This window comes from Serratia ureilytica (assembly GCF_017309605.1).
GTDB lineage: Bacteria > Pseudomonadota > Gammaproteobacteria > Enterobacterales > Enterobacteriaceae > Serratia > Serratia ureilytica.
On record NZ_CP071320.1, the window covers coordinates 4,290,780 to 4,312,549 of the forward strand.

The 21,770-nt window shown below is 60.7% G+C and carries 19 protein-coding genes; 1 reads left to right on the forward strand and 18 read right to left on the reverse strand.

Translation table 11 applies throughout. The features are described 5' to 3' along the window. Positions 1 to 76: 76 nt before the first annotated feature. The 15 genes from ftsZ to mraZ form a co-directional block, all read right to left on the reverse strand. Positions 77 to 1,231: a cell division protein FtsZ gene (gene ftsZ, locus J0X03_RS20355; RefSeq protein ID WP_004932757.1), complete on the reverse strand. Its 1,155-nt coding sequence runs from the start codon at positions 1,229 to 1,231 to the stop codon at positions 77 to 79. A 74-nt stretch (positions 1,232 to 1,305) separates the two neighbouring features. Further along, positions 1,306 to 2,562 carry a cell division protein FtsA gene (gene ftsA / locus J0X03_RS20360; RefSeq protein WP_004932758.1) on the reverse strand — a complete coding sequence of 419 codons (1,257 nt, stop codon included), beginning with the start codon at positions 2,560 to 2,562 and terminating at the stop codon, positions 1,306 to 1,308. Further along, a complete protein-coding gene (gene ftsQ / locus J0X03_RS20365) occupies positions 2,559 to 3,410 on the reverse strand; it encodes a cell division protein FtsQ (protein WP_004932761.1) in 852 nt (283 codons plus the stop codon). Before ftsQ ends, ftsA begins: the two co-directional genes overlap by 4 nt. A 1-nt stretch (position 3,411) precedes the next feature. Continuing rightward, positions 3,412 to 4,332 (reverse strand): D-alanine--D-alanine ligase, encoded by a 921-nt coding sequence (locus J0X03_RS20370; protein ID WP_033651670.1) that lies wholly within the window; start codon positions 4,330 to 4,332, stop codon positions 3,412 to 3,414. Continuing rightward, complete coding sequence (gene murC, locus J0X03_RS20375; RefSeq protein ID WP_025301571.1) at positions 4,325 to 5,800, reverse strand: UDP-N-acetylmuramate--L-alanine ligase; 1,476 nt, start codon at positions 5,798 to 5,800, stop codon at positions 4,325 to 4,327. Before murC ends, J0X03_RS20370 begins: the two co-directional genes overlap by 8 nt. An 83-nt stretch (positions 5,801 to 5,883) precedes the next feature. Then, entirely contained in the window at positions 5,884 to 6,948 is a 1,065-nt protein-coding gene (gene murG / locus J0X03_RS20380; RefSeq protein WP_004932773.1) for an undecaprenyldiphospho-muramoylpentapeptide beta-N-acetylglucosaminyltransferase, read from the reverse strand. A 3-nt stretch (positions 6,949 to 6,951) separates the two neighbouring features. Then, positions 6,952 to 8,154 carry a cell division protein FtsW gene (gene ftsW / locus J0X03_RS20385; protein WP_015376649.1) on the reverse strand — a complete coding sequence of 401 codons (1,203 nt, stop codon included), beginning with the start codon at positions 8,152 to 8,154 and terminating at the stop codon, positions 6,952 to 6,954. Next, the gene (murD, locus tag J0X03_RS20390; RefSeq protein WP_123061384.1) at positions 8,151 to 9,470 is read right to left on the reverse strand and encodes a UDP-N-acetylmuramoyl-L-alanine--D-glutamate ligase; all 1,320 of its coding nucleotides are present in this window, start codon (positions 9,468 to 9,470) and stop codon (positions 8,151 to 8,153) included. Before murD ends, ftsW begins: the two co-directional genes overlap by 4 nt. A gap of 2 nt (positions 9,471 to 9,472) precedes the next feature. Next, positions 9,473 to 10,555, reverse strand: coding sequence for a phospho-N-acetylmuramoyl-pentapeptide-transferase (mraY, locus tag J0X03_RS20395; RefSeq protein WP_004932782.1), 1,083 nt, complete (start codon positions 10,553 to 10,555; stop codon positions 9,473 to 9,475). Further along, complete coding sequence (gene murF / locus J0X03_RS20400) at positions 10,549 to 11,910, reverse strand: UDP-N-acetylmuramoyl-tripeptide--D-alanyl-D-alanine ligase (RefSeq protein ID WP_033641854.1); 1,362 nt, start codon at positions 11,908 to 11,910, stop codon at positions 10,549 to 10,551. Before murF ends, mraY begins: the two co-directional genes overlap by 7 nt. Further along, positions 11,907 to 13,394 (reverse strand): UDP-N-acetylmuramoyl-L-alanyl-D-glutamate--2,6-diaminopimelate ligase, encoded by a 1,488-nt coding sequence (murE, locus tag J0X03_RS20405; RefSeq protein WP_033641853.1) that lies wholly within the window; start codon positions 13,392 to 13,394, stop codon positions 11,907 to 11,909. The genes murF and murE overlap by 4 nt, the downstream gene beginning before the upstream one ends. After that, positions 13,381 to 15,144, reverse strand: coding sequence for a peptidoglycan glycosyltransferase FtsI (locus tag J0X03_RS20410; protein WP_004932790.1), 1,764 nt, complete (start codon positions 15,142 to 15,144; stop codon positions 13,381 to 13,383). Before J0X03_RS20410 ends, murE begins: the two co-directional genes overlap by 14 nt. A gap of 42 nt (positions 15,145 to 15,186) precedes the next feature. Further along, positions 15,187 to 15,507 (reverse strand): cell division protein FtsL, encoded by a 321-nt coding sequence (gene ftsL, locus J0X03_RS20415; protein WP_033651674.1) that lies wholly within the window; start codon positions 15,505 to 15,507, stop codon positions 15,187 to 15,189. Next, positions 15,504 to 16,445: a 16S rRNA (cytosine(1402)-N(4))-methyltransferase RsmH gene (gene rsmH, locus J0X03_RS20420; protein WP_089196585.1), complete on the reverse strand. Its 942-nt coding sequence runs from the start codon at positions 16,443 to 16,445 to the stop codon at positions 15,504 to 15,506. The genes ftsL and rsmH overlap by 4 nt, the downstream gene beginning before the upstream one ends. 2 nt (positions 16,446 to 16,447) lie before the next feature. Next, positions 16,448 to 16,906: a division/cell wall cluster transcriptional repressor MraZ gene (gene mraZ, locus J0X03_RS20425; RefSeq protein WP_004932796.1), complete on the reverse strand. Its 459-nt coding sequence runs from the start codon at positions 16,904 to 16,906 to the stop codon at positions 16,448 to 16,450. An 862-nt stretch (positions 16,907 to 17,768) separates the two neighbouring features. Here mraZ and J0X03_RS20430 point away from each other — a divergent pair. After that, a complete protein-coding gene (locus J0X03_RS20430; RefSeq protein ID WP_033641852.1) occupies positions 17,769 to 18,209 on the forward strand; it encodes an L-alanine exporter AlaE in 441 nt (146 codons plus the stop codon). Between the two features lie 34 nt (positions 18,210 to 18,243). Here J0X03_RS20430 and cra read toward each other — a convergent pair whose 3' ends face one another. From cra to ilvI, 3 genes are all read right to left on the reverse strand, one after another. Beyond that, complete coding sequence (cra, locus tag J0X03_RS20435; RefSeq protein WP_004932801.1) at positions 18,244 to 19,248, reverse strand: catabolite repressor/activator; 1,005 nt, start codon at positions 19,246 to 19,248, stop codon at positions 18,244 to 18,246. A gap of 218 nt (positions 19,249 to 19,466) precedes the next feature. Beyond that, a complete protein-coding gene (ilvN, locus tag J0X03_RS20440) occupies positions 19,467 to 19,958 on the reverse strand; it encodes an acetolactate synthase small subunit (protein ID WP_004932806.1) in 492 nt (163 codons plus the stop codon). Positions 19,959 to 19,960: 2 nt separating this feature from the next. Continuing rightward, positions 19,961 to 21,679 (reverse strand): acetolactate synthase 3 large subunit, encoded by a 1,719-nt coding sequence (gene ilvI, locus J0X03_RS20445; protein ID WP_028127857.1) that lies wholly within the window; start codon positions 21,677 to 21,679, stop codon positions 19,961 to 19,963. Between the last annotated feature and the right edge of the window lie 91 nt (positions 21,680 to 21,770).

Here is a 21,770-nt window from a genome sequence, read left to right on the forward strand (position 1 = left end):
TACCAGCCAAGCATACAGCATGGCTGGCGGGACAGTTTAGCACAAAGAGCGGAGATTCCAAATTCTCAGGATATTCTTAGTCTGCCTGTTTACGCAGGAAGGCTGGAATATCAAGATAGTCGGGCTCTTTATTCGGCTGCGCAGCTTGGTCGTTGACCACCTTCGCGGCAGGTTTCACTTCCTGCGGCAGAGGCGACATGCCGTGCTGCTGATAACGGTGATCCATCACCGGCTGGCTGGCCTGCTTATTGGTCACCAGGGTGATTTCAGGACGCTTGTCCATACCGATACCGGTTGCAACCACGGTTACGCGCAGTTCGTCGTTCATTTCCGGATCCAGCGAGGTACCGATAACCACGGTGGCGTTGTCGGAAGCGAACGCACGGATGGTGTTACCCACGGTTTCGAACTCATCCAGACGCAGGTCGAAGCCGGCGGTGATGTTGACCAGTACGCCGCGCGCGCCGGACAGGTCGATGTCTTCCAGCAGTGGGCTGGAGATCGCCATTTCGGCCGCTTCTTCGGCGCGGTCTTCACCGCAAGCCACACCGGAACCCATCATCGCGTAGCCCATTTCGGACATCACGGTGCGCACGTCGGCGAAGTCGACGTTCATCAGGCCCGGACGGGTGATCAGCTCGGCGATACCCTGCACCGCGCCTTTCAGCACGTCGTTGGCCGCGCCGAACGCGTCCAGCAGGGAGATGCCGCGCCCCAGAACTTTCAACAACTTGTCGTTCGGGATGGTGATCAGTGAGTCCACGTGTTTGGACAGTTCAGCGATACCCTGCTCCGCGAATGCCATGCGCTTTTTGCCTTCGAAGTTGAAAGGCTTGGTCACCACGGCCACGGTCAGAATACCCAAATCTTTAGCCACTTCAGCCACCACTGGCGCCGCACCGGTACCGGTGCCGCCGCCCATGCCGGCTGCGATGAAGACCATGTCTGCGCCGTCCAGCGCTGCGCGCAGGGCTTCGCGGTCTTCTTCCGCTGAATTGCGACCCACTTCCGGGTTCGCGCCCGCACCCAGACCTTTGGTAATACCGCTACCAATCTGGATGGTTTGGCCAACCGCCGTTTTGCGGAGCGCCTGGGCGTCCGTGTTCACAGCGAAGAATTCAACACCTTCGATGCGCTCGCGCACCATGTGTTCAACGGCGTTGCCACCGCCGCCGCCGACGCCGATGACTTTAATCACCGCGTCATTGGTTAGTTCCATTGGTTCAAACATAGTTTCTCTCCGTTTTGTGCCTGTCGCTGCGAGATCATAAAAAGATTACTCAGCATGATCTCTTTGTTGAAACATTAAAACTCTTTTCTCAGCCAGCTATTGATGCGTTTAAACCAATTGCCCACCGAGGCGCGTTTTTCTACTTCTGTCTCACCGCTCAGGTGAGACTCTTTTCCATAGTGCAGCAGACCTACCGCCGTCGAGTAGTAAGGCTCCTGCGCATAATCCGTCAGACCCGTGATGTTCAAGGGTTGGCCGATGCGTACCTGGGTGTGGAACACCCGTTGCGCACAGGCTGCCAGGCCATCAATCTGGGCGGCGCCACCGGTCAGCACGATACCGGCCGCCAGATGATGCTTCACCCCTTGCTGACGCAGTTGCTCCTGCAATTGCAAAATTTCATCGTTAACCAGATTCAACAGTTCGGTGTAGCGTGGCTCAATGACTTCAGCCAGCGTCTGTCTTTGCAGACTGCGCGGAGGACGTCCCCCGACGCTAGGCACCTCTACATTCTCATCCTTGCTAACAATCGACCCAAGCGCACAACCGTGTCGAACTTTAATCGCTTCCGCGTCGGTCGGCGGCGTGCCGAAGGCGTAAGCGATATCGCTGGTGACCACGTTCCCGGCGTAAGGGATCACTTTGGTGTGGCGCAGCGCACCGCCGGTGTACACCGCCATATCCATGGTGCCGCCGCCGATATCCACCACGCAAACGCCGAGTTCGCGTTCATCTTCGGTCAGCACCGCGTAGCTCGCGGCCAGACCGGCGAAAATAAGTTGGTCAACTTTCAGGCCGCAACGTTCCACGGCCTTGACGATGTTCTTCGCCATATCGTTATGGCAGGTAATCAGATGCACCTTGGCCTGCATGCGCACGCCGGACAGCCCAACCGGGTTTTTGATGCCTTCCTGATAATCGATGGCGTATTCCTGAGGAATCACGTGCAGGATGCGGTGTTCGTCGCGCACGCGCACCGATTTGGCGGTGTGCACCACGTTCTCCACGTCGTCCTGCGTCACTTCCTCTTCCGAGATAGGCACCATGCCGATTTCGTTCTGGCAGCTGATGTGTTTGCCCGACAGCGCCAGGTACACCGACGAGATCTGGCAGTCCGCCATCAGCTCGGCCTGATCGATGGCGCGCTGTACGCACTTCACCACCGACTCCAGGTCGTTTACGCCGCCCTTATCCATGCCGCGAGACGGGCAGCTGCCCACCCCGATAATGTTGACCATGCCATCGGGCAGAACTTCCCCTACCAACGCGGAGACTTTTGCAGTACCGATCTCCAGTCCAACTACCAGTTTTCTGTCCGTCGACTTGATCATTGTTGTTTTGCCTGTGCCTGATTCTGTTGCTGATTACTGTTTTGCTGACCGCCAAGCGCCTGCGGATCGACCAACACCGGAGCCCACCCTACCGAAGCGCCGGACTCGTAGCGCAGATCGACATAGCTGACACGCTTGCTCTCCGCCTGGCCCTGCTGCTGCAATACCGGGTAAAGCTCGATAAACCGCTGCAAACGCCCGTTGCGGTCATCGCGCCCCAGCTCAAGCCGGACATCGTTGTCCAGCGCCAGCTGCCAGGAATGGCGCGCGGTCATCGCCGCCATTTTCAGCGTATATTTGCTGGCCGCCAACGTGGCGCTCATCGCCCGATAGCCTTCCAGCACATCCTGCTCGCTCCCTTCCGGCCCGTAGAGCAGCGGCAACTTCTGCTTGCCCGCCCGCTCCGCCGGCACGCTGAACGCTTTGCCCTCGGCGTCCACCATGTGCAAATCGTTCCAGCGCGCCACCGGGACATACTCCACCAGATGGATCTTCAGCTCATCCGGCCATTGTTTGCGCACGCTGGCCTGCTTGATCCACGGCAGACGTTCGATCTGCTGCTGGATAACGTCCACATCCTGCGTCATAAAGGTGCCGGGCGCGCCCAGCGCCAGGATCGCCTGACGAATATCATCGTTGGTGGTGTAATGGCGTTCGCCGGTCACCACCAGCCTTGAGAGCGGCAGGCGACTGGCGTCTTTCATCCAGCCAAGCACCGCCCAACCGCTCCACACGACCGTTCCCAACACCATCAGCAGGAAAATCATTCCCGCCAACTGGGTTCCATTGCTGCGGCGCGGGCCGTTATCCACCTCGCGATCGCGCGCATTCAGGGCAGCTTGCGACATATCAGTCGGCCAACTCCAAAATTCTCGCCACTAGCTGCGAGAAGCTTAATCCAAACTGGCGCGCCGCCATCGGCACCAGGCTATGACTGGTCATGCCCGGAGAGGTATTCACCTCAAGCAGATAGAAGCTGCCATCGCTGTCTTGCATCACATCGACGCGGCCCCAGCCGCTGCAGTCCAGACCGCGGTAGGCGCGCAGCGCCAACGCCGCCATCTCGGCTTCCTGCTCGGCGCTCAAACCGCTCGGGCAGAAGTACTGCGTGTCGTCCGAAATGTACTTGGCCTGATAGTCGTAAAACACGCCGGCCGGCTGGATACGAATAGACGGCAGCACCTGGTCGCCCAGCATCGCCACGGTGTATTCCGGGCCGCTCAACCACTTCTCCACCAGCACATCGTCGTCATGGCGGAAGGCTTCTTCCAACGCCGCTGCCAACGCCGCGCTTTCGGTGACCTTGCTCATGCCAACGCTGGAGCCTTCACGGCTCGGCTTGACGATCACCGGCAGACCGAGATCCGCCACGCGCGCCAGCAGCGCCGCTTTTTCGGCGCCGAGATACAGCTGGCGATTCAGCGCCACGTAAGGCGCCACCGGCAAGCCCATCGATTGCCACACCATCTTGGTGCGCCATTTGTCCATGGTCAGCGCCGAGGCCATCACGCCGCTGCCGGTATAAGGCAACTCGAGAAACTCCAGCAGCCCCTGCAGGGTGCCGTCCTCGCCGCCGCGGCCGTGCAGCGCGATAAACACTTTGGTGAACCCCTGCTCTTTCAGCTGGGTCACCGGGAAATCGCGGGTATCGACGCCGTGCGCATCGATACCGGCTTCGCGCAACCCGGCCAGCACCGCGGCGCCGGACTGCAGAGAAACGTCACGTTCAGCGGAGGTGCCGCCCAGCAGAACTGCAACTTTATCAGCCATGGTGCTCCTCCTCTTTCTTCGGCGGCTGCAGCTTCAGCTCGGCCAGTTTACGGGCGATTTTGCCCACGTTGCCGGCGCCTTGCACCAGCACCAGGTCTTCATCCTGCAACAGCTGCGCCAGCGTTTCCGGCACGGTATCGGCATCGGAAACCAGGATCGGATCCAGCTTGCCGCGGCTGCGGATGGTGCGGCACAGCGAGCGGCTGTCCGCGCCCGGGATCGGCGCTTCGCCGGCGGCGTACACGTCGAGCATCAGCAGCACATCCACCTGCGACAGCACGTTGGCGAAATCGTCGTACAGATCGCGGGTGCGCGTGTAGCGGTGCGGCTGGAAGATCATCACCAGACGCTTGTCCGGCCAACCGGCGCGCGCCGCTTTCAACGTGGCGTCCACTTCGGTCGGATGGTGGCCGTAATCGTCCACCAGCATCGCGCTGCCCGCTTTGCCGTTGACCGGCTCCAGCGGAAACTCGCCGAGGAAATCGAAGCGGCGCCCAGTGCCCTGGAAGCCCGCCAGCGCGCGCAGGATATCTTCGTCGTCTATGCCTTCTTCGGTCGCTACCGCCACCGCCGCCGCTGCGTTCAACGCATTGTGGCGGCCCGGCGCGTTCAGCGTCACCGTCAGCAACGGTTTGTCCTGACGGCTCAGGGTAAAGTGCCCCTGCGGCCCAATCTGCCGGTAGTCTTCGATGCGCACGTCGGCATCTTCACTGAAGCCGTAGGTGGTGATATGACGACCCACGCGCGGCAGCAGCTCACGCACCACCGGATCGTCGATGCACATTACCGCGCGACCGTAGAACGGCAGGTTGTGCAAGAAATTGATAAACGTCTGCTTCAGGTTCTCGAAGTCGCCCTGGTAGGTGTCCATGTGGTCGGCTTCGATGTTGGTGACCACGGCCACCATCGGCTGCAGATGCAGGAACGACGCATCGCTCTCATCCGCTTCCGCGATCAGATAACGGCTGGACCCCAGTCGTGCGTGGGTGCCCGCCGCCTTCACCAGCCCGCCGTTAACGAAGGTCGGGTCCAGGCGGGCTTCGGCGTAAATGCTCGAGACCATCGCCGTGGTGGTGGTTTTGCCGTGCGTGCCGGCGATAGCGATGCCGTGGCGAAAACGCATCAGCTCCGCCAGCATTTCAGCGCGGCGGATCACCGGGATGCGCGCTTCACGGGCGGCGACGATCTCCGGGTTGTCGGCGGAGATGGCGGTAGATACCACCACCACACTCGCATCCAGCACGTTTTCCGGACGGTGATTGAAATAAATCGTCGCCCCGAGCGCGCTCAACTGCTGGGTCACCGGATTTGGCGCCAGGTCGGAGCCGCTGATCTGATACCCTTCGTTTGCCAACACTTCGGCGATACCACCCATGCCGGCGCCACCGATGCCGACAAAGTGAATGTGCCGGACGCGACGCATCTCGGGCACGATAGTACGTAGTTTCGCCAGTTGTTGTGTATTCATCACTCTCTCTAATCCGGATCCGGTATCCCGGCCTACATCACATTGCTTTTATTCAGGTTCGGCGCGCCGAACCCCTGCACTCGTTACTTAGCGAGCCGCACCAGCTCCGCCGCCACGCGCTCGGTGGCGTCCGGAATGGCGACCGCGCGCGCTTTCTCGGCCATGGCCAGCAGCGTCTTGCGATCCCAGCTCGCCAGCAGTTCGGCCACCACATCGGCGTTGAACTGCGGCTGTTCGATAATCTTCGCCGCGCCGGCTTCTTCCAGCGGGCGTGCGTTCCAGTACTGTTGACGATCCTTGTGCATGAACGGCACGAAGATCGCCGGCAGCCCCGCCGCCGCGATTTCGCTGACGGTCAACGCGCCGGAGCGGCAGACCACCACGTCGGCCCAGGCATAGGCGGCGGCCATGTCGTCGATGAACTCAGTCACCTTGTGCTGCGTCTGACCTACCCTTTCGTAGTCGCGCAGTACCGTTTCCAGCGCGCCCTTGCCAACCTGATGCCAGAGCGTAATTCTATCGCCCAAACGCGCCGCGACTTCAGGAACTGTCTGATTCAGCACGCGGGCGCCCTGACTTCCGCCAATCACCAGCACGCGGATCGGGCCTTCGCGCCCTTGCAACCGCTCCGCCGGCAACGGCAGCGCCAACACGTCGGTGCGCACCGGGTTGCCCACCACCTCGGCGTTCGGGAACGCGCCGGGGAAGGCCTGCATCACTTTGGCGGCGATGCGCGCCAGCCAGCGGTTGGTCAAGCCGGCGATGCCGTTCTGCTCGTGCAGCACCACCGGGATGCCGCACTGCCAGGCCGCCAGGCCGCCGGGGCCGGAAACGTAACCGCCCATCCCCAGCACCACATCCGGCTGATAACTGCGCATGATGGCTTTCGCCTGCCGCACCGCCTGCCAGATCCGCAGCGGCGCCGTCAACTGGGCCTTCAGGCCCTTGCCGCGCAGGCCGGAGATGCGGATAAAATCAATCTCGATCCCGTGCTTCGGCACCAGATCGGCTTCCATTCGGTCTGCGGTTCCGAGCCAGCGCACCTGCCAGCCCTGCGCCATCAGATGATGCGCGACCGCCAGCCCCGGGAACACGTGCCCGCCGGTACCGCCTGCCATCACCATTAAACGCTTAGGTTTCCCGCTCATCCCTTACCTCTTCACAAACGCCTGAGCCTTGGTCAGGCGCGTTTCATAATCAATTCGCAGCAACAGCACGATCGCCGTCGACATAATCAGCAAGCTCGAGCCGCCGTAACTGATCAGCGGCAGCGTCAGACCTTTGGTCGGCAACATGCCCGCGGCGGCGCCGACGTTAACCAGCGCCTGGAAGCTGAACCACACGCCGATCGCGCAGGCCAGGAAGCCGGAGAAGCGTTGGTCGATCTCCAGCGCGCGGCGCCCGATGGACATCGCGCGAAAAGCGACGAAGAATACCATTAACAGGGCTAAAACCACACCGATATAGCCCAGTTCTTCACCCAAAATGGAGAAGATGAAGTCGGTGTGCGCTTCCGGCAAATACTCCAGTTTCTGCACCGAGTTGCCGAGCCCCTGCCCCCAGAACTCGCCGCGGCCGAATGCCATCAGCGACTGGGTCAACTGGTAGCCGCTGCCGAACGGGTCGGCCCACGGGTTCCAGAACGAGGTCACGCGGCGCATACGGTACGGTTCCGCGATAATCAGCAGCACCACGGCGAACACGCCGGAGCCGATGATCGCCAGGAACTGCCACATTTTCGCGCCGGCCAGGAACAGCATCGCCAGCGTGGTGATGAACAGCACCACCACGGTGCCGAGATCCGGCTGCGCCAGCAGCAGCACCGCCAGCACCACCATGACGCCCATCGGCTTACAGAAGCCCCAGAAGTTGCTGCGCACCTCTTCCACCTTGCGCACCAGATAGCTCGCCAGGTAGCAGAACAGCGACAGCTTGGACAGCTCCGCCGGCTGAATACGCAGCGGGCCGAGCGCGATCCAGCGCGAGGCCCCGTTCACCGAGCTCCCCACCACCAGGACGATCAGCAGCATCACGATCGACATCAGCAGCATCACGTTGCTGTAGCGCTGCCAAACTTCCATCGGGATGCGCAGCGTCACCAGCGACAGGCCGAACGCCAGGCCGAGGTACAGCGCATCGCGTTTGGCGAACAGGAACGGATCGTCCGCCAGGCGTTGGCCGATCGGCATCGACGCCGAGGTCACCATCACGAAGCCGATGATCGCCAACCCGAAGGTCAGCCACAGCAGGGTGCGATCGTACAGCACCATGTTGACCGCGTCGTTGTCGCGCGCGCCGGTCACCCAGTCTTTCAGCCGTTCTGTCAGCCCGAAGTTCGGCAAGCGTAGTTTCATCCGCCAAGCTCCTGCGCCAGGCGGGCGAACTCATCGCCGCGCACTTCAAAATTACGGAACTGATCGAGACTGGCGCAGGCCGGCGACAACAGCACCATATCGCCGGGCTGTACGCGGCCGGCGATGGTGCGCATCGCCTGCTCCATGGTCTCGGTCAGCGTCGCCACTTCCGGCCGCAGCTGCGCCAGCTGGGCGCCGTCGCGGCCAAAGCAATACAGCCGCACGTTGTCGCCCTGCAGATAGCGCGCCAGCGGCGAGAAATCGGCGGACTTGCCGTCGCCGCCCAGCAGCAGATGCAGCGTGCCGTCCACCTGCAGGCCGTTCAGTGCCGCTTCGGTGCTGCCGACGTTGGTGGCTTTGGAATCGTTGATCCAACGCACGCCGTTGTTCTCCCAGGCCAGCTGGAAGCGGTGCGCCAGGCCGGTGAAGGTGGTCAACGCCTTCAGGCTGGAGGCACGCGGGATATTGACCGCATCCGCCAACGCCAGCGCCGCCAGGGCATTGGTGTAGTTGTGGCGGCCGGTCAGCTTCATCTCGCGCGTATTCAGCACCTTCTCACCGCGCACCCGCAGCCAGGTTTCCCCCTGCTGGCGGTTCAGGTGATAGTCGCCCACGTCCGCCCCGAAGCTGACGCAGCGTTCGTCGGCGCCGCGCACCGGCATGGTCAGCGCATCGTCCGCGTTCACTACGCACACCGCGGCGTTTTCATACACGCGCAGCTTGGCGCCGCGATACTGCTGCAGGCCGAACGGATAGCGATCCATATGATCTTCGGTCACGTTCAGGATGGTCGCCGCCGCCGCCCGCAGGCTATGCGTCGTTTCCAGCTGGAAGCTGGACAGCTCCAGCACGTAAAGCTGACATTCCTGGCGCAACAGGCTCAGCGCCGGCAGGCCGATATTGCCGCCCACGCCCACCGCCCAACCGGCAGCTTTCGCCATCTCGCCCACCAGGGTGGTGACGGTGCTCTTGCCGTTGGAGCCGGTAATCGCCACGATCGGCGCCTGCGCCTCGCGGCAGAACAGTTCGACGTCGCCGACGATTTCCACGCCGGCGTCAGCCGCGGCGCTCAATGCCGGGGTCGCCAGCGCGACGCCCGGGCTGGCGACGATCAGATCCGCCGCCAGCAGCCAGTCCTGGTTCAAATCGCCCAGATGGCGCTCCACGCTTTCAGGCAGTTTGTCCAACCCTGGCGGCGCGATACGGGTATCCATCACGCGCGGCGTCACGCCGCGTGACATGAAGAAATCGACACAGGACAGGCCGGTGAGGCCCAACCCGATGATGACGACTTTTCTACCCTGATAGTCTGCCATGATTAACGCACCTTCAGCGTTGCCAGGCCAATCAGCACCAGCATCAGCGAAATGATCCAGAAGCGCACGATCACGCGCGGCTCCGGCCAGCCTTTCAATTCATAGTGGTGGTGAATCGGCGCCATGCGGAAAATGCGTTGTCCGCGCAGCTTGAACGATCCCACCTGCAGGATCACCGACAGCGTCTCTACCACGAATACGCCGCCCATGATCACCAACAAAAACTCCTGGCGCAGCAGCACCGCGATGGTGCCCAGCGCGCCGCCCAGCGCCAGCGAACCGACGTCGCCCATAAACACCTGCGCCGGGTAGGTGTTGAACCACAGGAAGCCGAGGCCGGCGCCGACGATGGCGGTGCAGACGATCACCAACTCACCGGCATGACGCAGATACGGAATATGCAGGTAGTTGGCGAAGTTCATGTTACCGGTCGCCCAGGCCACCAGCGCGAAACCGGCCGCCACGAATACCGTCGGCATAATCGCCAGGCCGTCCAGACCGTCGGTCAGGTTGACCGCGTTGCTGGTGCCGACGATGACGAAATAGGCCAGCAGGATGTACAGCAAGCCCAACTGCGGCATCACGTCCTTAAAGAACGGCACAACCAGCTCGGTGGCTGGCGTGTCTTTTCCTACGGCGTACATGGCGAATGCGACAATCAGCGCAATCACCGACTGCCAGAAATACTTCCAGCGGGCGATCAGCCCTTTGGTGTCCTTACGCACCACCTTGCGGTAGTCATCGACGAAACCGACGATGCCGTAACCCACCAGCACAAACAGCACACACCAGACATACGGGTTGGACGGGTAGGCCCACATCAGCACCGAAATGGTGATGGAGGTCAGGATCATGATGCCGCCCATGGTCGGCGTGCCGCGCTTGCTGAAGTGCGACTCGGGGCCGTCGTTACGCACCACCTGGCCGAAGGACATTTCTTGCAGACGCTTGATCACCCGCGGGCCCATCCACAGCGACAGGAACAGCGCGGTCAGCAGGCTGACAATGGCTCGGAACGTCAGATAAGAAAAGACGTTGAAGCCTGAGTAATACTTGACCAAATGCTCGGCCAGCCAAACTAACATGGTGCTTTCTCCTGTAACGCGCGTACTACCTGCTCCATTGCGGCACTACGTGAACCTTTGATTAACACGGTGATGACCGCATGTTCCGACAGTAATTCCGCCACGCGCGCGATCACTGCTGTCTTGTCCTGATAATGTTCGCCGTTGCCGGAAGCCTCGCTCAGCACGCGGCTCAACCCGCCGACGCTGATCACTTTATCGACCCCGGCCTGGCGGGCGGCTTCACCCACCTGACGGTGGCACTCTTCCGCTTCTGCGCCCAGCTCGGCCATATCGCCGACCACCATCACGCGGTAGCCCGGCATCTCCGCCAGCACCTGCGCCGCCGCAGTCATCGACCCGACGTTGGCGTTGTAGCTGTCGTCCAGCAGCAGCTTGCCTTCGGCCAGCGCCACCGGGAACAAACGCCCCGGCACCGCCTGCAATTGTTTCAACCCCTGACGCACCGCTTCGAGGGTGGCGCCCACCGACATCGCCAGCGCCGTGGCCGCCAGCGCGTTGGCCACGTTGTGGCGCCCCGGCAGCGGCAGCGCGATCTCGGCGGTGCCGAACGGGCTGTGCAGCGTAAACTGCGTACCTGCGCCGTTCACCCGCACGTCGTGCGCGAAGAAGTCCACGCCTTCGGCCGCCTGCGGCGAGAAGCGCCAGACGGTTTTGCCGCCCAGCATGCTCTGCCAGTGCGGCCAGTCGTTGTTATCGGCGTTGATGATCGCCACGCCGTCGGCCGGCAGGCCGGTAAAGATTTCACCTTTCGCCTGGGCGACGCCGGCCAGCGAGCCGAAGCCTTCCAGGTGCGCCGCCGCCAGGTTGTTCACCAAAGCGGTCTGCGGACGCGTCAATGCGGTGGTGTAAGCAATTTCGCCAATGTGGTTAGCGCCCAGCTCTATCACGGCAAAATCATGCTGCGGCTCCAGACGCAACAGCGTCAACGGCACGCCGATGTCGTTATTGAAGTTGCCGGCGGTATACAGCACTTCGCCGCATTCACGCAGAATGGCGGCGGTCATTTCTTTCACCGATGTCTTGCCCGAGGAGCCGGTCAGCGCCACCACGCGCGCCGGCACCTGCTGACGCACCCAGGCGCCAAGCTGCCCCAGCGCCAGACGGGTGTCTTTCACCACCAGCTGCGGCACGTCCACCAATAAGCGCTTACTGACCAGCAACGCCCCGGCGCCTGCGGCTATGGCATCCGCCGCGAAGTCGTGAGCGTCGAAACGCTCGCCTTTCAGCGCCACAAACAGGCAACCGGCGGTCACCTTGCGGGTGTCTGTCGTCACCTCGACAATTTGGCAATCGGCGCCGATCGGTTCAGCGCTCAATACCTCAGCCAGTGTCTGAAGAGAGACAGGGATCATGCCAGCACCCCCAGCAGTCGGGCGACCGTCGTGCGGTCGGAGTAATCCAGGCGGCGGTTGCCCACCAGCTGATAATCTTCGTGGCCTTTGCCCGCCACCAACACCACATCCTGCTCCTGCGCCTGCATGATGGCGCTGGTCACCGCTTCGGCGCGGCCGTGGATCACCAGCGCTTGCCCGGCATCCAGCAATCCGGTCAGGATATCGTTGATAATCGCGCGCGGCTCTTCGGTACGCGGGTTGTCATCGGTGATCACCACGCGATCGGCGAACTGCTCGGCGATGCCGCCCATCAGCGGACGCTTGCCCTTGTCGCGATCGCCGCCGCAGCCGAAGACGCACCACAGCTGCCCCTGGCAGTGCAGGCGCGCCGCTTCCAGCGCTTTCTCCAGCGCATCCGGCGTGTGGGCGTAATCCACCACGACCGTCGGTTTGCCCGGCGCGTTAAACACTTCCATGCGGCCGCAGACCGGCTGCAGACGGTTGCCGGTTTCCACCAGCGCCTCCAGCGGGTAGCCCAGCGACAGCAGCGTCGCCAATGCCAACAGCAGATTGCTGACGTTGAAAGCGCCCATCAGGCGGCTTTCGATCTCGCCGTCGCCCCAGCTGGAGCTGAACCGAACCGTGGCGCCGTTGTCGTGATAATCGACCGCCGTGGTTTTCAGCCAGCGGCCGTGACAGCCCGGCTGCAGGTTGCCCTGCATCGTCACCGCCACCGCATCCGGCAGCTTGCTCAGCCAGCGCTGGCCGACTTCATCGTCGGCGTTGATGATCGCCTGCCCCACATTGTGGGCGGCGAACAGCGACCATTTGGCCGCTTCGTAATTGGCCATGTCACCGTGGTAATCCAGGTGATCGCGGCTCAGGTTGGTGAAGACCGCGGCAGCGAACGGCAGCGCCGCCACCCGGTGTTGCACCAAACCGTGGGATGAGACTTCCATCGCGGCGAAGGTCGCGCCCTGTTCCGCCAAGTCGTTTAATACGTGTTGAACATCCACCGCAGAACCGGTGGTATTCTCGGTCGGGCAGACCTGGCCCAGCAGACCGTTGCCGACGGTGCCCATCACCGCGCTGGTTTCGCCCAGCAGTTGGCTCCACTGCGCCAACAACTGCGTGGTGGTGGTTTTGCCGTTGGTGCCGGTCACGCCGACCAGGCGCAGACGCTCGCCCGGCTGATGGTAAAAACGCCCGGCCAGCGCGGAAAGGCGCTGGTTCAGTTGGCTCAGGTAGATCACCGGCACGCCGTGCATCTCAACGATGGCGCCGTCTTCGGCCTGACCCTCAGCTTCGGCGATCACGGCGGCGACGCCCTGCGCAATGGCCTGCGGAATATAGCGGCGTCCATCCGTTTGATGGCCGACCACGGCGACAAACAGATCCCCGGCAGCCGCCACACGGCTGTCTAATGTCATTTCCCGCAGCGCGCGCCCGGGCGCCGTCGGCACCCACGGGGCGAGTAAGTCGCGCAAATTACGATCTGCCACCTGAACCCTCTTTCTTGTTAATCACTAATTCGCTTTTGTCACCGGTGGGCAACGCGTCAGGCTCGACGTTCATGGTGCGCAATACGCCGCCCATGATGGCGCCGAACACCGGCGCGGAGATTGCGCCACCATAGTATTTCCCACCCTGCGGGTCGTTGATGACGACCACCAGGGCAAAACGGGGGTTACTTGCCGGCGCGACGCCGGCGGTATAAGCGATGTATCGGTTGACGTATTTGCCGTCCGGGCCCACTTTTTTCGCGGTACCGGTTTTGATGGCGATACGGTATCCCTTGATGGCGGCTTTCACGCCGCCGCCGCCCGGCAAGGCCACGCTTTCCATCATGTGCACCACGGTGCGCACCAGAGGTTCAGGGAAAACGCGTTCGCCGGCGACCGGAGGGTCAACCTTGGTGATCGACAATGGGCGATACACGCCCAGACTGCCGATCGTTGCATAGACTCGCGCCAACTGTAACGGAGTTACCATCAGCCCGTAGCCGAAAGAGAAGGTGGCCCTCTCTATGTCAGACCACCGTTGTTTTTTTGGGTATATGCCACTGCTTTCTCCGACCAGCCCCAAATTGGTCGCTTTTCCCAGCCCAAAACGAGAGTAAGTATCTACTAACGCTGAGGACGGCATCGCTAACGCCAGCTTTGAAACACCGACGTTACTCGACTTCTGCAAGATCCCGGTCAATGACAGCTCCGAGTACCGCGCCACGTCTTTGATCTCGTGGCCCTGAATGCGGTACGGGATGGTGTTCAGCACGCTGTTTTCTCTCACCACGCCGTTTTGCAGCGCGGTCATCACCACCATTGGCTTCACGGTTGAACCGGGTTCAAAAATATCGGTGATAGCGCGGTTACGCATGGTTTCTTTCGGCGTACCGGCCATGTTGTTCGGGTTATAAGACGGGCTGTTGGCCATCGCCAGCACTTCGCCAGTGTTCACGTCGATCAGCACCGCAGTGCCCGATTCGGCCTTGTTGAACGCCACGGCGTTGTTCAGCTCGCGATACACCAGCGCCTGCAGGCGCTCATCGACGCTCAGCACCAGGTTATGCGCCGCCTGGCTATCGACGGAGGAGATATCTTCAATCACTCGGCCGAAGCGATCCTTGCGCACCGTTCTCTCGCCCGGTTGCCCGGTCAGCCAGCGATCGAAGCTCTTCTCGACGCCTTCGATGCCTTGCCCGTCGATGTTGGTCACGCCGATGATGTGCGACGTCACCTGCCCCGCCGGGTAGTAACGGCGCGACTCCTGCCGCAGGTAGATCCCCGGCAGCTTGAGTTTGTGGATGTAGTCGCCGATCGCCGGGTTAACCTGGCGCGCCAGATAAACGAAGCGCCCTTTCGGGTTGGCGTTGATGCGGTTGGAAAGCTGGTCCAGCGGGATGTTGAGCGCATCGGAAAGCGCTTTCCAACGGCTGTCCAGCGTGATGCCGCCGCGTTCGTTCAGCTCTTTCGGATCGGCCCACACCGCATTCACCGGCACGCTGACCGCCAACGGGCGGCCGGCGCGATCGCTGATCATGCCGCGCGCGGTCGGCACTTCCTGCACGCGCAGCGAACGCATGTCGCCTTCTTTCACCAGACGATCGGGGTTGATGACCTGCAGGTACGCGACGCGCAGCATCAGGCCAACCATCGCCAGCAAAATGCAGCCGCACAGCAACGCAAAACGCCAGCTGACAAAGCTGGCCTGATCTTCCTGGCGTCTCAACTTACCGGGGCGCGCTGCTTTCATGCGTTTCCTTTCTACTCCGTGTCATTATTCCGGTTAAACCATTCATTGTTTAACGATGATATTTTCCTGCGATGGATCAACGTGTTGCATCTGCAGTTTTTCTGTCGCGATACGTTCAACCCGGCTGTGATCGCCGAGGGCGTTCTCTTCTAAAATCAGGTTGCGCCACTCGATATCCAGCGCATCGCGCTCCAGAACCAGCTGCTCGCGTTCGGCGGTCAGCAGGCGGGTGCGGTGCGCGGTGGTCACCACGAAAATCGCGGAGACCAGTGACGCAATCAGTAAAATCATGGGGATCTTGGCGTTGCGCAGCAGATCGCCGCCAATCACCCCGACCAGGCCGTGACGTTCGTTGCCAATCACGCGGGCATCCTCTCAGCAATGCGCAGCACCGAGCTGCGCGCACGCGGGTTGTCCGCCACTTCCGCTTCCGACGGCATCATTTTGCCCAGCGCTTTCAGCGTTCGCCCGCCCATGCCGCGCAGTTGCTCCTCGGTCAACGGAATGCCCGCCGGCACCTGGGCGCCGCGGCTGTGGTGTCGCATAAAGCGTTTGACGATGCGGTCTTCCAGCGAATGGAAGCTGATGATCGACAAACGGCCCTGCGGGGCCAGCACTTCCAGCGCGCCATCGAGCGCACGCTCGATCTCTTCCAGCTCGCTGTTGATATAAATGCGGATCGCCTGGAAGCTGCGCGTCGCCGGATGCTTGTGCTTTTCACGGAACGGGCTGGCATCGGCGATCAGATCCGCCAGCTCTTTGGTGCGCGTCATCGGCTCCACGCGGTTTCTTTCGACGATGGCGCGCGCGATGCGCTTGGCGAAACGCTCTTCGCCGAAGGTTTTCAGCACCCAGGCGATGTCGTCCGCTTCGGCCTTCATCAGCCACTCTGCGGCAGACAGGCCGGTGGACGGATCCATGCGCATGTCCAGCGGACCGTCGCGCATAAAGGAGAACCCGCGCTCCGCGTCGTCAAGCTGCGGCGAGGAAACGCCCAGATCGAGCAGAACGCCGTCGATCTTACCCGCCAGCTCGCGCTCCCGCACATAGTGCGACAACTCGGAAAATGGGCCGTGTACGATGGTAAAACGAGGATCTTCAATAGATTTGGCGGCTGCAATCGCCTGAGGGTCACGGTCAATTGCCAGCAAGCGCCCTTCCGGCCCCAGTTGGGACAGAATCAGACGAGAATGGCCACCGCGACCAAAAGTACCGTCGATATATATGCCGTTGCTGCGGATATTGAGGCCGTTGACGGCTTCGTCCAGCAGGACGGTGGTGTGTTTATAGTTTTCCAACATGCTTATAGCGACAAGTCCTGTAGCCGCTCAGACAACGGTTCCTGAGTCGACTGTTCAGCGTCAATATCATCCTTGACTTGTTGATACCAGGTCTGTTCATCCCACAGTTCAAACTTGTTGAACTGACCGACCAGCATCACTTCTTTCGTGAGCCCGGCGTGTTGCCGCAGCGTACTGGCTAACAGCAAACGACCGGCACTATCCATCTGACACTCACTGGCATGTCCCAACAGCAGGCGCTGAACGCGGCGCTCGGCGGGATTCATGCTCGACAGACGTGATAATTTTTGTTCAATAATTTCCCATTCGGGCAAAGGATAAAGCAGCAGGCAGGGCTGATGGAGGTCAATGGTACAGACCATTTGGCCTTGCGATTCCTCGTTGAGCAATTCCCGATATCGGGTAGGTACGGCGAGCCGCCCTTTGCTGTCGAGGTTGACCATCGTCGCTCCACGGAACATTCCTGAGCTACCCCTTAGTGACCGTTTTCACCACTTTACCCCACAAATTCCCACACAATGGAGTTTACGGAGGGTATGAAAACCTTGTCAAGCCAGAGCGCCAGCGCTTTGGCAATATTTCTCTGGTCATTTTGGGAGCTGACTCGCGAAAGAAACTCTGATTATTCGACGATTAAAAATTAACACCATGATAAACGGAGAGAATTTTCTAGGCGGAAAGAATCTGATTAAAAACCTGACGAACTGGCGATTAATTAACTCATTACTTCCTTCTGCAAGCCATGTCTCATTTTTCAGCTCGGCAATCTCAGGGCTGTAACCGCTGCCGCCCCGCGCGCGCCAAGGCTCGGCGCCTGACGAGTCGACCGCAGAATAAGGCTATAACTCCTTGAGTTAATAACGCTCAATCGTTATTCACCGTGAAACTGCGCGCTATTTTACTTCAATTTGCACCGCCGTGATGAGAGCACGGCGAAAATAAATGGCTCGGATATTACGAGCAGAAGTAATTTCGATTTAAATCAATTTGGTAAGATTATTCCCAAAACACCTGTTTACAATTATGGTTTCATTTTCTTACACCTTTATTTCCACAATTTTTGCCGGAAAAATCCCCCCGCGGACACAAAAAATCGCAACAGCATGTTTTTAATAGGTTTATTTAAAAACACCGATTTTAATCTCTCCATCCCTTCCTGCGCCCCGGCCCTGCGGGACAAAAACCGAACAAATGTTAAAAATAAAAATATAAACCTAGTTAAAAAACACAAACCAGATCAGCAAACTATATAAAAAGCAAAAAATCAGAATTAACAACCACAAATTATAAAATTAACAGCACATTAACACAAAGGAGAGATACATGCTTTCGCCCGCCGCACACTGGCGCAGCGCCGCTGCCGATACGTTTGCACTGGTGGTGTACTGCTTTATCGCCGGTATGGCGATTGAAGTGTTGATCTCCGGCATGAGCTTCCAGCAATCCCTCTCTTCACGCCTGTTGTCGATCCCGGTCAACATTCTGATCGCCTGGCCTTATGGCCGCTATCGCGATCTGTTTATCCGCACGGCGCGCCGCTGCCCGCACGGCCAGTTCCTACTGCGCAATCTCGCCGATCTGCTGGCCTATGTCAGCTTCCAGTCGCCGGTTTATGCTGCAATTTTATGGAGCGTGGGCGCCGACGGCCAACAAATGCTGGCGGCGGTAACCAGCAATGCGCTGGTCTCCATGGCGATGGGCGTGGTGTATGGTTACTTCCTGGAGTACTGCCGGCGGCTGTTTCGGGTAGCGGATTACGTCTAAAGGAGCCCGCCAACGCGGGCCCCTGTCAGGCAAACTACTTGCGGCTCAGACTGCCGCGGCGGAACAGATTGCGGCGAATGCGCGTCAGCCCCGGCTTGGGTTTACGCGGTTCGTCCAGGCTGGCCAGCACCAGTTCCAGCACGCGCTCGGCCACGTCGCGATGGCGCTGCGCTACCGCCAATACCGGGCACTCAAGGAAATCCAACAGTTCATGATCGCCGAAGGTGGCGATCGCCAGATCGGTCGGCAAGCGGCCGCGTTGCTTCAGCGTCACGTCCATCACGCCCTGCAATAAAGAGAACGACGTGGTAAACAGCGCCTGCGGCATCGGGTGCGTTTTCAACCATTCGGCAAACAGCGCGCCGGCGGCTTCGCGTTCGTAGCTGTTGGCGTACAGGTAATCGACGTGGCGGGGATCCTCTTGCCAGGCCTGACGGAAGCCCTGCTCACGCAGGAAGCTGACCGAAAGCTCCGGCAAGGCGCCCAGGTACAGCACCGACTCCGCCGGGAAGGTGCGCAGCTCCTGCGCCAACGCAAAAGCGTCTTCCTGATCGGCGCCCACAACGCTGATGAAATGCTCGCGATCCAGCGCGCGGTCCAGCGCGATGATCGGCAGCGGATCGTTGGCCCAGCGTTGATAGAAAGGATGCTCCGGCGGCAAGGCGGTGGAGACGATGATGGCGTCCACCTGACGCTGCAGCAGGTGCTCAATGCAGCGCATTTCGTTGTCCGGCTGATCTTCGGAACAGGCGATCAGCAATTGGTAACCCCGCTGGCGCGCCTGGCGCTCCAGGTAGTTGGCGATGCGGGTATAGCTGGTATTTTCCAGATCCGGGATCACCAGGCCGATAGAACGGGTGCGCCCGGCGCGCAGCCCCGCCGCGACGGCATTCGGGTGATAGTTATGCTCCCTGACCACGGCCATCACTTTCTCGACGGTTTTATCGCTGACACGATACTGCTTCGCCTTGCCGTTGATGACATAACTGGCCGTCGTGCGCGAAACGCCCGCGAGACGCGCGATTTCATCCAGTTTCACATTAACCCCTTAATGACGCTGAAAATAGAAGTGAAGGCTGTGCTCGGATTAACCATGGCATCCCGTGCGGTTATTCAATCCAGCCTCTGCGATCTAACAGCAGAAAACACTACCTAGCAACCGCTTTTGCCGAAAGGTGCCGGCAATCGGGCAAAAAAGGCCGAAAAACAAAGGGCGCAGCCACGCCGCGCCCCCGATTATTCGCCGCCAGACCGCGCTCAGCGCATGATTTTGTCGCCGCGCGACACGCCGACCACGCCGGAACGGGCCACTTCCACAATCTCCGCCACTTCACGCACCGCGCTCAGGAAGGCGTCCAGCTTGTCGCTGGTGCCGGCCAGCTGCACCGTATACAGCGTCGCCGTCACATCGACGATCTGGCCACGGAAAATATCGGCGCAGCGTTTCACCTCTTCACGGCCGTAGCCGCTGGCCTGCAGCTTCACCAGCATGATCTCGCGTTCAACGTGAGCGCCCTGCACCAGCTCGCTGACGCGCAACACGTCCACCAGCTTGTGCAACTGCTTCTCAATCTGCTCCAGCACTTTCTCGTCGCCGACGGTCTGGATAGTCATGCGCGACAGCGTCGGATCGTCGGTCGGCGCCACCGTCAGGCTCTCGATGTTGTAACCGCGCTGGGAGAACAACCCCACCACGCGCGACAGGGCGCCGGATTCGTTTTCCAGCAAGACAGATAAAATACGGCGCATGATCAGGTCCTCTCCGTTTTGCTAAGCCACATTTCGTCCATGCTTCCGCCGCGGATCTGCATCGGGTAGACATGTTCGGTTTCATCGACGGTCACGTCGACGAACACCAGCCGCTCTTTTTCCGCCAGCGCCTGCGCCAGCTTGCTTTCCAGCTCATCCGGCGTGCGGATGGCGATACCGACATGGCCGTAAGCCTCGGCCAGCTTGACGAAGTCCGGCAGTGAATCCATGTAAGACTGCGAATGACGGCCGGAATAAATCATGTCCTGCCATTGCTTGACCATGCCCAGATAGCGGTTGTTGAGGTTCACCACCACCACCGGCAGGTTATATTGCAGCGCGGTGGACAGCTCCTGAATATTCATCTGAATGCTGCCGTCGCCGGTCACGCACACCACGGTTTCCTCCGGCAGTGCCAGCTTGACGCCCAATGCCGCCGGCAGGCCGAAGCCCATGGTGCCGAGGCCGCCGGAGTTGATCCAACGGCGCGGTTTGTCGAACGGATAATAGAGCGCGGCGAACATTTGGTGTTGACCGACGTCCGAGGTCACATAGGCGTCGCCTTTGGTCAGGCGATGCAGGGTTTCAATCACCGCCTGCGGCTTGATGGTGCCGCTGTTTTTGTCGTAGCCCAGGCAGTCGCGGGCGCGCCACTGCTCGATAGACTGCCACCAATCGCGCAGCGCATCGTGATCCTGCGCTTTCTCGTCCTGCGCCAGCAGCTCCAGCATCTGCACCAGCACCTGCTTGGCATCGCCGACGATCGGGATATCGGCGTCCACCGTTTTGGAGATCGAGGTCGGATCGATATCGATGTGCAGCACGGTGGCATCCGGACAGTATTTGGCCAGATTGTTGGTCGTACGATCGTCGAAACGCACGCCGACGGCGAAGATCACGTCGGCATGGTGCATGGTTTTATTGGCTTCATAGGTGCCGTGCATGCCGAGCATGCCAACGCTCTGGCGGTGGGTACCGGGGAAGGCCCCCAACCCCATCAGGCTGCTGGTCACCGGCAGGTTCAACTGCTCCGCCAACGCCAACAGTTCGGCTTCGCAGCCAGCGTTGATCGCGCCGCCGCCGACGTACATCACCGGCTTTTTGGCCGCCAGAATGGTTTGCAGCGCGCGTTTGATTTGCCCGCGGTGGCCCTGCACCGTCGGGTTGTAAGAACGCATGCTCACGTCCTGCGGATAGGCATAAGGCATCCGCACCGCCGGGCCGACGATGTCTTTCGGCAGATCGATCACCACCGGGCCGGGGCGGCCGCTGGAGGCCAGGTAAAAGGCCTTCTTCAACACCGCCGGGATGTCTTCGGTGCGTTTCACCAGGAAGCTGTGTTTCACCACCGGCCGAGAAATCCCCACCATATCGCACTCCTGGAAGGCGTCGTAGCCGATCAGCGAGCTGGGCACCTGCCCCGACAGGACGACCATCGGGATCGAGTCCATATAAGCGGTAGCGATACCGGTAATGGCGTTGGTGGCGCCGGGGCCGGAGGTCACCAGCACCACGCCCACTTCGCCGGTGGCGCGCGCGTAACCGTCGGCCATGTGCACCGCACCTTGCTCGTGGCGCACCAGAATATGATCGATCCCTCCGACCGTATGCAGGGCGTCGTAGATATCGAGCACCGCCCCGCCGGGGTAGCCGAATACATGTTTAACGCCCTGATCGATCAACGATCGGACGACCATCTCGGCTCCTGACAACATCTCCATGGGTTTGCCTCCAGGCTTGCTTATTCTTCTCTGGCGCCGGAACGTAGCGCCTGCTGCGGGGCAATGCCCCTAAATTTTTATGGGTTGTCGC